The sequence below is a fragment of the Microcystis sp. M44BS1 genome (genome assembly GCF_020244875.1).
GTDB lineage: Bacteria > Cyanobacteriota > Cyanobacteriia > Cyanobacteriales > Microcystaceae > Microcystis > Microcystis panniformis.
Genome location: NZ_JADBVM010000232.1, coordinates 1 through 13064, shown reverse-complemented (window position 1 = coordinate 13064; position 13064 = coordinate 1). Strand labels below are relative to the sequence as shown.

Sequence of the window (13064 nt, the reverse complement as noted above, 5' to 3'; positions counted from 1 at the left end):
TTCATTTAATCATTCAAATCACAGTACAGACGATTATTTGATTGACTAGGATTTTTCTCGGCTATGATCTCTGGTATATAATTGTAGTCATCCTGCTATTATAGTCCTCATTCAATCATAATCTCAACCATCATAGTTTTCCTTCAATCATTCAAATCACAGTACAGACGATTATTTGATTGACTATGATTGTTTTTGGCTCTCATCCCTGGGATATAATTGGATATAATTGTAATAATCGCGCCATAACCCTAGCAATCATCGTCCTCATTCAATTATGTCCAATTTTTTACGGAATGGCGAATCAAGGTGTTGTAGTTCTGATAAGTTTCGTGGTTTAGAAGTTATAAGGAGTCTAAATTATGTTTGAACGGTTTACAGAGAAAGCGATTAAGGTAATTATGTTAGCGCAGGAGGAAGCGCGTCGCTTGGGGCATAATTTTGTAGGAGCGGAATTTATATTTTTAGGGTTAATCGTTGAAGCGACAGGAATTGCGTCGCAAGTTTTAAGACAGCAGGGAATAACGCTAAAAAATGCTCGAATTGAAGTTGAAAAAATTCTAGGAAAGGGTTCAGGAATTAGCCCAGAAATGAATCCTGTAGATATTCCTTTTACAGAGTCGGCAAAACTCGTTTTAAACAGTGCATTATCATTTGCTGATAAATTAGGGAGTGAATTTATTGATACAGAGCATTTACTGATTGGGATTTTTCAACAAGGGGAAAGTACAGCGATAATTTTACAAAATTTACAGGTTAATCTAAAAGATTTAACTGTTTCTTTGACTCAGTATTTTCAGCAGCAACCCTCTAATCAGTTACCTCAAACTGTTTATGTGCTGCTTTACAATGTGGGAACAGATGATGAGGGTATTCATACTATAAGCACAGGCAATAAGGATACAATATTAATATTTGAGACTCAAGAAGATGCGGCTACTTTCGCACGACGATTAGGGGAGCAGAATTTTCCTGTACCGAGTGTTGAAGCAATAGAAGCTGAGGCGATTTTATTGTTTTGTAAGAACTCAGGTGATGATTGGGAATTTGTAGCGCAAGGAACAAATAGAATTCCTCCTTCTGAAAATCAAACGATAAATCAGCAAAATACTTTTGTAGATCAATCTTCACCAGGAGTAACTCTTGACATTGAAATACCTAACCAACAAGATTATCTCAATTTTTTAATGGAGACATTACAAAAAATCTCTGAAAATCCTAATCCTCAAGTTATTTATCCCTTCTGGGCGCAGAATCTTGATAAGTTAGATTATAATTTAGCGAGAATCCTAGATAGTTGGGCGAGAAATACATTAACGCAAGCCACGCCAGAACAAGCCTATTCTATCGCTGCGGTTATTTTCTATTTCAGTGACTTAATCCAACAATTTCCCCTCGGTGACATCACCACCCACAAAGAAATTGCCATCACGGGTTATGAAATAGTCTTAACCATCTTCACTTTTGACGCATTTCCCCAAGAATGGGCATTGACACAGAATAATCTCGCCATTGCTTACCTTAACAGAATCAGAGGGGAGAAAGCTAAGAATCTAGAAAGGGCGATCACCGCTTGCCAAGAAGCCTTAAAAGTGTTGACTTTTGACGGGTTTCCTCAAAATTGGGCATTGAATCCTCAAAATTGGGCATTGACACAGTACAATCTCGCTGTTGCTTACATTGACAGAATCAGAGGGGAGAAAGCCGAGAATTTAGAAAGGGCGATCGCCGCTTGCCAGGAAGCCTTGAAAGTGAGAACTTTTGACGCATTTCCCCAAGAATGGGCAGCGACACAGAATAATCTCGCTGTTGCTTACATTAACAGAATCAGAGGGGAGAAAGCCGAGAATTTAGAAAGGGCGATCACCACTTGCAATGAAGCTTTGAAAGTTTATACTTTTGACGCATTTCCCCAAGATTGGGCAACCACACAGCATAATCTAGCTAATGCTTACCATGACAGAATCAGAGGGGAGCAAGCAGGGAATTTAGAAAAGGCGATCGCTGCTTACCAAGAAGCTTTGAAAGTTTATACTTTTGACGCATTTCCACAAAAATGGGCAAGGACACAGAATAATCTCGCTGGTGCTTACAGTGACAGAATCAGAGGGGATAAAGCTGAGAATTTAGAAAAGGCGATCGCCACTTACCAGGAGGCCTTAAAAGTTTATACTTTTGACGCATTTCCCCAAGATTGGGCAAGGACACAGAATAATCTCGCTGGTGCTTACAGTGACAGAATCAGAGGGGATGAAGCTGAGAATTTAGAAAGGGCGATCTCCGCTTACCAGGATGCCTTGAAAGTGTTTACTTTTGACGCATTTCCCCAAGATTGGGCAACGACCCAGAATAATCTTGCTATTGCTTACAGTAACAGAATCAGAGGGGATAAAGCCGACAATTTAGAAAAAGCGATCACCTCCTATCAGAATGCTTTAACAATCCGCACAAAAGAAGCTGATCCCCTTAAGTGTTTACAAACCGCTCGTAATTTAGCTATTCTTCACTACAGCGAAGAACAATGGCAACCTGCCACAGAAGCCTATAATACTGCCATTGAAGCTGTCGAAAATGCACGCTTAGAAGCCCTTAACCCCCAAAGTCGCCAAGAGGTTTTATCCAATGCTATTGGTGTTTTCCATCGCATTGTGCAAGCCCATCTTAACCTCAATCAGCCTGAGAAGGCATTAGAATATATCGAACGCAGTAAAGGGCGTAATCTGGTGGAATTAATCACTCAGAAAAACCTACACCCCCAAGGCGTTAGTCAAGAAATTATCGCCCAATTAAATGAATTAAAGCAAAGAGTTGTTAATGAACAAATCCGCTTACAACATCAAAGCATTAACCAGAATTTAATGCGTAGTGATAACCTAACTCCCTACGTTCAAGATCACAGTTATCTGAAAGAATATCAACAAGACTTAGATAATTTTATTGCAAGAGAAATTAAAGATCCTCTCTTTAGCCTCACTCAAAAAGTTGAGCCGATCCCATTTACAGAGATTCAGGCTTTAACTGATGCTGAAACTTGTCTCCTGCAATGGTACATTACAGGGGAGAAAATACTCGCTTTTGTGGTGTCTGCTGAGGGAGAGGTTAAAGTTTGGCAATCTTCCGAAAATGATAAAAATCAATTCTTGGATACATTTGACAATTATCGAGAGCTTTACTACTCCAAAAATGGCAAGCAAGAATGGAGAAATCAACTGTCTAACCTCTTACAGACTTTTGCTGATATTCTGCATATTAATGATATTCTTGCCCTGATTCCCGATACTTGTCAACGCTTAATTATTATTCCCCATTGGTTTCTGCATATTCTCCCTATTCACGCCTTACCTGTTGATCCCCCCCAACTCTCCTTAAAAAGTGGGGAGTCGGCAACGGGGGGATCAGAATTACAAGATTTATTTCCGAAGGGTGTACAATATGCCCCTAGTTGTCAAATCTTGCAAAAAATCTCCCAAACTTTTCACCATTCCGAGTTTAATAAACTGTTCGCTATTCAAAACCCCACCAAAGACTTATTTTACACTGACTTAGAAGTTAATATCCTCTCAACTTTCTTTACTGAACCTCAAGTTATCGCCCAAGATAACGCCACTAAAAACGCTGTTCTTCCCCATCTCAAATCCTCAGATAACCACTGTTATCACTTCTCCTGTCATGGAGGCTTTAACCCCGATAATCCCCTTGAATCCGCCTTATTATTAGCCAATAAGGAACCCTTAACATTAGGCGAAATCTTTGAACTGCGCTTGAATAAATGTCGCCTTATCACCCTTTCCGCTTGCGAAACTGGCTTAATTGATTTAAACTCTATCAGCGATGAATATATCGGTTTACCCAGTGGTTTTCTGTTTGCAGGAAGTCCCAGCGTTGTCAGTAGTTTATGGACAGTTAATGACCTGTCAACCTCCTTCTTGATGATTAAATTATATGAGATTTTATTTGATGAGAATCAGCAAGTTTCTGTACCAGTTGCCCTAAAACAAGCTCAAAACTGGTTACAGAATTTAACCGTACAAGAATACTTGAATAAGTTGGATAGTTGCCTAAAAATTGTCAAGTCAATGCAACAAAAATTAACATCAAAAGAATTTAATCGATTGATGGATATGATTGAAGATGAACAAATTAGAATAAAAGGGTTTGAACTTAATTATAAGCTGTTCAATAACCCTTTTTATTGGGCTGCTTTTACCGCATCAGGTATCTAAACTAATCACAAAAATTGTCTAATGTTTCCCTAAAAACGTGAATAGCGAGAGGAGTTGCTACCACTACCAAAACTGGATTACCAGAAGTAGCAAGTAAACCAACTAATCCACCTAATATATTAGGTGCTAAATCATCTTTAACTCGGTCATGACATATTAATTGACGTGCTTGGGTGATAGCTTGTTGCCAAAAATTATCTTCATCTGCCCTCACTGTATCAATATTTGAACGCCTTGCTAATCTCATAGCAGCATACTCCAAATCGCCATCACAACGCTCAATCACGTCAATATCTCCTAATGCTTTAGAATCTTCTGCCAATTCAGCGCGAAACTGGGCAATTTCTTCAGGAGTAACTTTAGTTGATTCAATATCCATAGATTATTCTTATTTACAGACAATGCTAATTGTATATTTTATCATCTATCGATAGTTTTTGATAGAAAGTGTTAATCTAACTGGTTACTGATAACTGAAAAGGTTCTTAATTCCCTACCATTGTGATAATTGCTGTCATTTAAACCACGACAAAATTAACTAATTTGCCCGGGACAACAATCACTTTTTTGATTTCCTTACCCTCTAAATAACGTTGGGCGATTTCCGATTCCAGGGCGAGGGTTTCTAGGGTGCTTTTATCGGCACTAGCGGGAACTTGTATCGTGCCTCTGGTTTTTCCCAAAATTTGGATGACAAGGGTAATCTCGTCCACAATCAGGGCAGTAGGATCAACTTTTGGCCAGGGTTGCAGGTGAATTGATTGGCTATGGCCTAAAGCTTGCCATAATTCTTCGCTAAGATGGGGAGCAAAGAGGGAAAGTAAGATTAATAGGGTTTCGATTCCTTCCCGATAAATGGGGGATGCAAAACACTTATTATCCCCTAAAGCGTTACTGAGTTTCATCAATTCGGAAATGGCGGTATTAAATTGATAATCTCCTTCTAAATCCTCGGAGATTTCTTTAATAGCGGTGTGAATTGCCCGTCTTAACTCCTTGTCAATTTTCGAGAAAGTCTCTATTTTTTTGACTTGCTTGGGTTTATTTTCAATATATTCACTGACTAAACGCCACACCCGATTAAGAAAGCGAAATTGTCCTTCTACCCCTGCATCTTCCCACTGTAAATCTTTTTCTGGGGGTGCAGTAAAAAGTATAAACATTCGGGCAGTATCGGCCCCATATTTTTCGAGAACTTTCAGAGGATCAACGCCGTTATATTTCGACTTAGACATTTTTTCAAAGAAGAAAGATAGAACTTCTCCCGTGTCTTTATCGCAATATTTATCCTCTTTATAGATAACATTTTCTGCGGGGACATATTTGCCAGTTTCGGGATTTTTGTAGGTTAATCCCTGTACCATTCCCTGGGTTAACAGACGGTTAAAAGGTTCATCGACATTAACTAAACCTCGGTCTCTTAAAACTTTGGTAAAGAAACGAGAATAGAGTAAATGTAGGATAGCGTGTTCGATTCCTCCGACGTATTGATCCACGGGCATCCAATCATTAACCTTCTCAAATTGAAAGGGTATATCTTCATTTTTAGCATCGGTATAACGGAGGAAATACCAACTAGAATCGATAAAGGTATCCATGGTGTCCGTTTCCCGTTTTGCGGGAGTGCCACAGCGAGGACAATCCACATTTACCCAGTCTTCTAATTTGGCTAAAGGGGAAGCACCTCGACCGCTAAATTCGACATTTTCTGGTAAAGTAACGGGTAAATTATCGATAGGTACTGGCACGGTTCCACAGTTAGGACAGTGGATAACTGGAATCGGACAACCCCAATATCTTTGACGGGAAATTAACCAATCCCGGAGACGATATTGTATTCTAGCTTTGCCGTAACCTTGGGCAGTGGCATAATCAATAATAGCGGTTTTTCCTTCTTGGGAATTCAGTCCATTAAATTGAGCGGAATTAATCATAATTCCCGCTTCTGTATAGGCCTCTTTTAACTCAATTTCGCCACTTTCTGGAGTAATAACTATCTTAATTGGCAGGTTATTTTCCTGAGCGAATTTAAAATCGCGACTGTCGTGAGCCGGGACTCCCATCACTGCCCCTGTCCCGTATTCGTAGAGGACATAATCAGCAATTAAAATCGGAATTTCTTCACCAGTAAAAGGATTAATTGCCATTCCTCCGGTTTTAATACCGCGTTTGGGTTTATCTTCGGCGGTTCTTTCTAATTCGCTTTCGCTGGCTATCTCTTGAATAAAAGTTTCTACGGCCGATTTTTGTTCGGGAGTGGTAACTTGTAAAGTTAAGGGATGTTCGGGAGCAAGTACCACATAAGTGACTCCATAAACCGTATCGGGACGAGTGGTAAAAACAGCAATTTTTTCTGTGGAGTTAACAAGAGGAAATTCTAAATAAGCACCTACCGATTTACCAATCCAGTTGGCCTGCATGGTTTTAACCCGTTCTGGCCAACCGGTAAGCTTATCTAAATCAGTGAGTAATTGTTCGGCATAATCGGTGATTTTTAGGAACCATTGCCGGAGTAATTTTCTTTCTACTTTAGCACCCGATCGCCAAGATTTTCCTTCACTATCTACCTGTTCATTGGCCAAGACAGTTTGATCGATAGGATCCCAATTCACTGCCGCTTCTTTTTGGTAAGCTAATCCCGATTCAAAAAACTGTAAAAATAGCCATTGGGTCCAACGATAATATTCCGGGGAACAGGTGGCAACTTCTCTTTCCCAATCGATAGATAATCCTAACTGTTGTAATTGCCGTTTCATCTGGGCAATATTTTGGTCTGTCCATTTTGCCGGAGGAACTCCCCTTTCAATGGCGGCATTTTCTGCCGGTAATCCAAAAGCATCCCACCCCATGGGATGCAGCACGCGATAACCCTGCATTCTTTTCAGACGGGCAATCACATCGGTGATAGTATAGTTGCGAACGTGACCCATGTGCAGGTTGCCCGATGGATAGGGGAACATGGAGAGGGCGTAAAATTTCGGTTTATCGGCGTTTTCTGGGGTTTTGTCCAATCCCATTTGCTGCCAAATCTTCTGCCATTTCTGTTCGATTTCTGCGGGGTTGTACGGCACTGGGGTCTTTTCTCCTGAGTTGTATCTATCCCTCCCATTTTACAGCAGCCGGCTGGGGGGCGATTGCCAGTCTTGGAGTTATGTACCCTAGCAAAAACCCTCTGGGTTTTAGTGGTTAATTTTCCCGGGGAATATAGCCTTCGACTTCACCCAATAGTTACTTGACTGGTATCGACGCCGGTTGCCCCATGGACTTTACTGGCAATTGCAACCATTTTATTTAAAGTCGCCTGATGGGAAACCTTGCCTTTTAGTACAACTTTACCACCAGTTTGAGCGACCCACAATTTGTCCTCATCAGCTAAATCCGGTGTCTCGTCAAAAGCTAAAACTACTCGTTTAGCTAGGCCGCTTTCGTCGTATTTTCCATCTAATCCGACTCTTTCGGGGGGAATCCCCGCAGCAGCGGCTTTTCCTGCGATCGCACTAGCGGCATCTGCCGGTTTATCTAAACCAAAAATTCTTTTTAACCAATCCATTGCTAACACTCCTGATTGAGTTCTAAAACCCCAATTTCTTTAAGAGGGATTTGGTGGAAACGATGTGTCGATCTAATCCTAAACGATCGGGACTCACTCCCACCGCTAAAGCGACTAATTGGGAAAAATGCAACACGGGTAAACCTAAACTTCGACCGATCGCTTTTGCCACTTCCGGTTGTCGGGAATCAAGATTAAGATGGCATAAAGGACAAGGGGTGACTAAACAATCTGCCCCGGCTGCCATCGCCTCTAAAATGTGTTTTCCTGCCATTTGGAACGATTGGGTGGTGGCATAACTGGACAGGGGCCAACCACAGCATTGAGTGCGTCCTTGATAATAAATCGGATTTGCTCCCACCGCTCGAAAGACATTTTCTAGGGATTCCGGCTGAAAGGGATTATCGTAGGGAAGAGTATCCTGGGCGCGCAGGAGATAACAACCATAAAAACCGGCGCAATTTAAGCCTGATAAGGGACGAACCACCTTGGCCGCCAAATTATCTAAGCCATAATCGCCCACAATTGCCCAGAGTAGGTGCTTAACCGTCGTCGTACCTTGGTAGGGGGAACAATGTTCTTTCTGTAAATAATTATTAACTTCCTCAACATAATTGGGATTATTATGCTTTGCTTCCTTCAAGCGCTCATCCACATGACCGATCACTCCCTGACAGGTGCTACAGTGAGTCAACAGGGGTAAATTGAGGGCTTCCGCTAGGGCAATATTGCGCGCATTGACAGTATCTTCCAAGAGTTGCGAATCTTCCTTATAGGTTCCCGAACCACAACAGGCCGCTTTTTTGAGTTCGACTAAATTAATCCCCAAAGCTTCCGTCAGGGCTGCCGTGGATAAATATAGTTCCCGACAGGCCCCTTGAGCGACACAACCGGGAAAATAAGCATACTGGAGATTGTTGACTGTCATGGATTCTAGGAAATTACTACTCATTACCTATCTACCATCTTGCCCCCCTTCCCCCCTGTCATCACTAAAGTCATGGAATTTCTTAACAGACAGTCTTTTGTGAGCTGCTCCGAACAAGTGTACGGTAGTTTGTCCCTAGAAATAATATCCCAAAAGTAGGAGAGAACGTAGGTTGGGTTGAAGCATGAAACCCAACGCCCGATTATGTTACGCTACCGCTAATCCATCCTACAAATAATTGTGCCTCCCTACTTAATACCCAAAAGGAGGAGAGCCATCTCAACAGTATAATGGCTCTCCTTGAGAAAAATTGTTGTCCTGAGGAGTCGGTTGTACAAAGGGGAATCTGCCCGGTCAAGAGGTGATTTACGGGTAGAATTGAGATTGTAGCCGAGAAATTACGGCGAGAAACCCTATTTTGTCTGCTTACGCCGCTTGGGTGAGGGTGATAACAACATCAAAGTCAGCACGGCTAGGGAAAATCGAGAGAACCCGGTCCAGTTGGGTTAATTCAAAGATAATCTTGACTGAAGGTGGAATAGAACAGATATTGAAGGATTTTCCTTGACTTTGAGCCAGACGAAAGGCGGTAACTAAAGCCATTAATCCGGCACTGTCGAGGAATTCCACCCTGCTCATATCCACGAGAAAAGTGATAGAGCTACTCTGGTTGAACAGATTGGTGAGCTGCTCTTGAAATTCTAGGACGTTAGCGGCGGTAATATAGCCACTTGGCTCAAATAGAGCAATTTCTGGGACTTTTACAGGACTTTTCATGGCTGGACTTGGAAATTTATAAAATGAACCTTTTAACCGGAAATTCAGACACCGCTATTATGTCCTAACTTTCTGATTTTGCAACCTTGGTCTTGACAAATTTTCTCTCTCCCGCTCAAGATTAATCTTTTTTTAATCTTTCCCCCTGTAGGGAGGAACCGGTTTTAGGTTAACCTGATGATCCGAGGAGTAAAGAGAAACAGTGATCAGGACTGACTAGGGTAAACATCAAGGGAAAGTCGTTAGGTTTAAGCTCTCATCCCGAATGACTGATGATGACCCAGTATTCTACCGGTATTTTTGCTAAAATAAAGTAAAGCAGGATACGAAAACTAGATTTATTGAGCTAGAGTAATAAAATTGTGGATACCCAGCCGACTATCCGCCAATTAGTGGAACAAGCCCTATATTATCGTCAAATCACGCCAGAAATCGAAAACGGAATTAATGAACTCCTCGCTCGTCTTGGCTACGTTTCCGATGTGGATTACGAGGCCCTAGAGTTACTCATGGATGAAATGGACGAGGGCCGGATTAATCTCGTTCCCCGTCGGTAACTTCAGTTATCAGTGGTGAGTTTTCAGTTCACTGATGGCCTTTCGGTTCCTGTTATGCAATGGACGGGGTTATAAGGGATGAAACCATTATATAGAAAGACATTTAGCGATCACCCGATCAAACCGAACCTAGGCGTTGGGTTTCATGCTTCAACCCAACCTACGTTCATCTTATATTTAATTCCACCCACCTACTTAGCGATCACCCGATCGAACCAGACCAAGTAACGAAGAACCTCACTGATTACTGTTTACTGTTTACTGATTACTGATGACTGAACAATCCCCCAAAACCCAATTTCCCCAAATTTCCCCAAATTAATATAATTGACTTCAGGCTTTCTCTTAACCTGATTTTTTCCATGATTCCTTTAACTCTTAATCTCTTGCAAGGTTCCGTTACTTTTCGTTTCAGTCCCAGTGCTGCTCTGGATTTGCAAAGGGAAATTAATATTTTACTCGATCACCTGAAAGCGATCGCCAGTAATGCCGCTAGTGGGGGTAAACCCCAACCCCAAAAACCGCTGGAATATCAGCACACTGGTGATGTGTTTCTGGAAGTGTTTTGTAATCCCAATATTTATCCGAGTCCTTTTTCGGCTAAAGTTTTGTTAACGGTTCGTGACGATCGCCTACGCTTAACCACAGAAGCAGAATTAACCCGTGTGATCGAGGATTTAGAGCGTTATCTCGACCAAAATAGTTAGAATCGGGGGATTTTTGGGGTTTTGACCTTTCCTTGTCGTCCCACCTTTCCCCGTCTGACTATTCTTCTCTAGCTTGCCATGTTACCGACCGATTTATTGATTTCCCGTCAAAATGGCGAGACAATTATTCCCAAACGCTTACCGATCGCTCCTGATTATCTGGCGATCGCTAAAGAACAAATCACCTGTTTTCAGGAAAGTATCGGTGAAACTAAGGGAGAATTAAGCCAAAAACTCCTAATCTTGGAGGGAGACAGTCCCGATTATAAAATTAAACGGGGATTTGCTCACCTATTAACCAATCATTTTGCCACCTTTGAGATTATTAGTCCCTTAGAACCGCAGGAATTAAGAAAAAGAGTTTTTGAACAAGCGGCCAACTTTGTTCCTATTCCCCAAAATCGATCGCTAATTCTGGAGAAAATTGCCCAGCAACTCAGCCAAGAATTAAATCAAGAAATTTTTCCAGTAGCTCTAGAAAAAGGACTCTATGCTGATTTAGCGGAGAATAAAATTCTCACTCAATTTGATGCTCCCACCCCCGAAAACCTAATTCATCGTTTTAACCTCTCGCAAATTCAAGGGATTTTTTATCGGGCCAGTTATTTAATTATCAACGTCCACCGCAATGATCCGGGGGAATATAAATATCTCTTTCGCTATCTAAAACTATTTCGTTTAATGACTTATATCGAAGGGGATGCCGACACGGGATTTACTATTACTATCGATGGTCCCACCAGTTTATTTAAAGCTAATAGTCGTTATGGCATTGAAATCGCTAAATTAATTCCTGCCTTACTCCATGTCACTCACTGGAATTTGAAGGCACAATTACAGTATAAAGATTCCTATACAGGAACTATTAAAAAACAACAGTTCAATTTAGAGGATAACTGTGGTCTGGTGTCCCACTATTCCCCAGGTAAACCCTACGATAGTATGTTAGAGGAATCTTTCGCTAAACGTTGGTTACAGTTAAAAACTGAATGGCAACTAGAAAGAGAAGTGGATTTAGTGCCTTTACCCGGAGGAGTGATGATTCCCGATTTCCGTTTAGTGCATCCCGATGGTCGCGTTTTTCTCCTCGAAATTGTTGGTTATTGGCGACCAGAATACCTACAAAAGAAATTTTTACAGGTCAAATCGGCCCAAGCAAATAATCTAATTTTAGCCGTGTCGGAACGGTTAAATCTAGAAAAAGCTGGAGTTAAATTTCAAAATCTACCCGCTCAGGTTATCTGGTTTAAAGATAAATTATCACCCCAAGCAGTGTTAGAAGTTTTAAATTAAAAGGTTAAGAAGCTAAAAGCGGAAGCATGATTTAATACTCCCGCTTTGGTTTAATCAGACTAGGTTAACTCTTTCGCTCAAGACCGGACAATGAGTGCTACATCATTGAGCAATAGTAGGACTGATGGACACTTTCACCACTTTATTTTTTTCTTCTTCCGCTTTCGGGAGGGTGAGGTTGAGAATGCCATCTTTGTATTCAGCAGCCACGTTAGTGTTATCAACCTGAACCGGTAGAGGAATAACCCGATGGAATTTACCATAACGGAATTCAGTGCGGGTAAATCCTTCCTCTTCGGTTTTAATTTCCGATTTTCTTTCACCATTAATGGTCAGACTATCGGCTGTTACTTCCACGTTGAGGTCTTTGGCTTCCATACCGGGTATTTCCAGTTTAAGCTGAACTGCCTCTGGCGTTTCGGTCATTTCCGCCGCCGGGATGAAGGATAACCCCACTTTTTCGCCATTGCCTACATCAGTCGGCACAATACGATCCAACAAGCGATTCATTTCTTTTTGTAGGCTTTCTACTTCTCTGAAAGGTTCCCAACGTATAAGTGCCATATAATTCACCTCCGAAGTTTTCTTGACGCTAGAGATGTTGATTTATCTCTACACTTTTAGGATAGATAAAAGATTCTCTGACCGGGGTAGGGTTTTCGGTATTGAGTTTTTCCAGATTCCCGTACTATCTCCTATACTAGAGCTAGGTGAGGAAGTTTTTCCTGGGGAAGTGGGAAGTGGGAAGTGGGGTGTTTTCTCAGTGAACTGATAACTGATAACTGATAACTGATAACTGATAACTGATAACTGATAACTGATAAGGCTCTTCTGGTTTCTGTGTGGAAACGAGGTCTATACTGATAGAATATCCGCAAAATAGCCCTAAAAGTCTTGCCCGATAAGCATTTCACGATTCCATAAGCAAAAATTATCACACAAAGTCGAGAAGCGCCCTGATAACTGATAACTGATAACTGATAACTGATAACTGATAACTGATAACTGATAACTGATAACTGATAACTG

General features: G+C 41.3%; 10 protein-coding genes and 1 pseudogene. 4 read left to right on the top strand and 7 right to left on the bottom strand.

Going from position 1 to position 13064, the window contains the following annotated elements; all coding sequences use genetic code 11:
• Nucleotides 1–362: 362 nt before the first annotated feature.
• Nucleotides 363–4223 (top strand): DUF3110 domain-containing protein, encoded by a 3861-nt coding sequence (locus tag IM515_RS18025; protein WP_287630346.1) that lies wholly within the window; start codon nt 363–365, stop codon nt 4221–4223.
• Nucleotide 4224: 1 nt separating this feature from the next.
• Here the strand turns inward: IM515_RS18025 and IM515_RS18020 are convergent, their stop codons facing one another.
• From IM515_RS18020 to IM515_RS18000, 5 genes are all read right to left on the bottom strand, one after another.
• A complete protein-coding gene (locus IM515_RS18020) occupies nt 4225–4602 on the bottom strand; it encodes a hypothetical protein (protein ID WP_287630345.1) in 378 nt (125 codons plus the stop codon).
• A gap of 139 nt (nt 4603–4741) precedes the next feature.
• Complete coding sequence (gene leuS / locus IM515_RS18015) at nt 4742–7294, bottom strand: leucine--tRNA ligase (RefSeq protein WP_287630344.1); 2553 nt, start codon at nt 7292–7294, stop codon at nt 4742–4744.
• A 146-nt stretch (nt 7295–7440) separates the two neighbouring features.
• On the bottom strand, nt 7441–7773 hold the full coding sequence (locus IM515_RS18010; RefSeq protein WP_149988430.1) for a BON domain-containing protein: 333 nt from the start codon (nt 7771–7773) through the stop codon (nt 7441–7443).
• 22 nt (nt 7774–7795) lie between these two features.
• A complete protein-coding gene (locus IM515_RS18005) occupies nt 7796–8725 on the bottom strand; it encodes a CoB--CoM heterodisulfide reductase iron-sulfur subunit B family protein (RefSeq protein ID WP_287107166.1) in 930 nt (309 codons plus the stop codon).
• Between the two features lie 402 nt (nt 8726–9127).
• Nucleotides 9128–9478 (bottom strand): STAS domain-containing protein, encoded by a 351-nt coding sequence (locus IM515_RS18000; RefSeq protein WP_287630343.1) that lies wholly within the window; start codon nt 9476–9478, stop codon nt 9128–9130.
• A 362-nt stretch (nt 9479–9840) separates the two neighbouring features.
• Between IM515_RS18000 and IM515_RS17995 the strand changes: the two genes are divergently transcribed.
• From IM515_RS17995 to IM515_RS17985, 3 genes are all read left to right on the top strand, one after another.
• Nucleotides 9841–10035, top strand: coding sequence for a hypothetical protein (locus tag IM515_RS17995; protein ID WP_002761266.1), 195 nt, complete (start codon nt 9841–9843; stop codon nt 10033–10035).
• Between the two features lie 362 nt (nt 10036–10397).
• The gene (locus tag IM515_RS17990; RefSeq protein ID WP_287630342.1) at nt 10398–10742 is read left to right on the top strand and encodes a hypothetical protein; all 345 of its coding nucleotides are present in this window, start codon (nt 10398–10400) and stop codon (nt 10740–10742) included.
• Nucleotides 10743–10820: 78 nt separating this feature from the next.
• Complete coding sequence (locus IM515_RS17985; protein ID WP_002767034.1) at nt 10821–12035, top strand: DUF790 family protein; 1215 nt, start codon at nt 10821–10823, stop codon at nt 12033–12035.
• Between the two features lie 102 nt (nt 12036–12137).
• Here IM515_RS17985 and IM515_RS17980 read toward each other — a convergent pair whose 3' ends face one another.
• Both IM515_RS17980 and IM515_RS17975 read right to left on the bottom strand, forming a co-directional pair.
• Nucleotides 12138–12599 carry an Hsp20/alpha crystallin family protein gene (locus tag IM515_RS17980; protein ID WP_287630341.1) on the bottom strand — a complete coding sequence of 154 codons (462 nt, stop codon included), beginning with the start codon at nt 12597–12599 and terminating at the stop codon, nt 12138–12140.
• A gap of 131 nt (nt 12600–12730) precedes the next feature.
• Nucleotides 12731–13064, bottom strand: a pseudogene (locus IM515_RS17975) (hypothetical protein); the annotation flags it as partial.

Excerpts from the sequence above, each read along its gene's own strand:
- IM515_RS18025 (WP_287630346.1), top strand. The coding sequence starts at position 363 with ATGTTTGAACGGTTTACAGAGAAAGCGATTAAGGTAATTATGTTAGCG.
- IM515_RS18020 (WP_287630345.1), bottom strand. The coding sequence starts at position 4,602 with ATGGATATTGAATCAACTAAAGTTACTCCTGAAGAAATTGCCCAGTTT.
- IM515_RS18010 (WP_149988430.1), bottom strand. The coding sequence starts at position 7,773 with ATGGATTGGTTAAAAAGAATTTTTGGTTTAGATAAACCGGCAGATGCC.
- IM515_RS18005 (WP_287107166.1), bottom strand. The coding sequence starts at position 8,725 with ATGAGTAGTAATTTCCTAGAATCCATGACAGTCAACAATCTCCAGTAT.
- IM515_RS18000 (WP_287630343.1), bottom strand. The coding sequence starts at position 9,478 with ATGAAAAGTCCTGTAAAAGTCCCAGAAATTGCTCTATTTGAGCCAAGT.
- IM515_RS17990 (WP_287630342.1), top strand. The coding sequence starts at position 10,398 with ATGATTCCTTTAACTCTTAATCTCTTGCAAGGTTCCGTTACTTTTCGT.
- IM515_RS17985 (WP_002767034.1), top strand. The coding sequence starts at position 10,821 with ATGTTACCGACCGATTTATTGATTTCCCGTCAAAATGGCGAGACAATT.
- IM515_RS17980 (WP_287630341.1), bottom strand. The coding sequence starts at position 12,599 with ATGGCACTTATACGTTGGGAACCTTTCAGAGAAGTAGAAAGCCTACAA.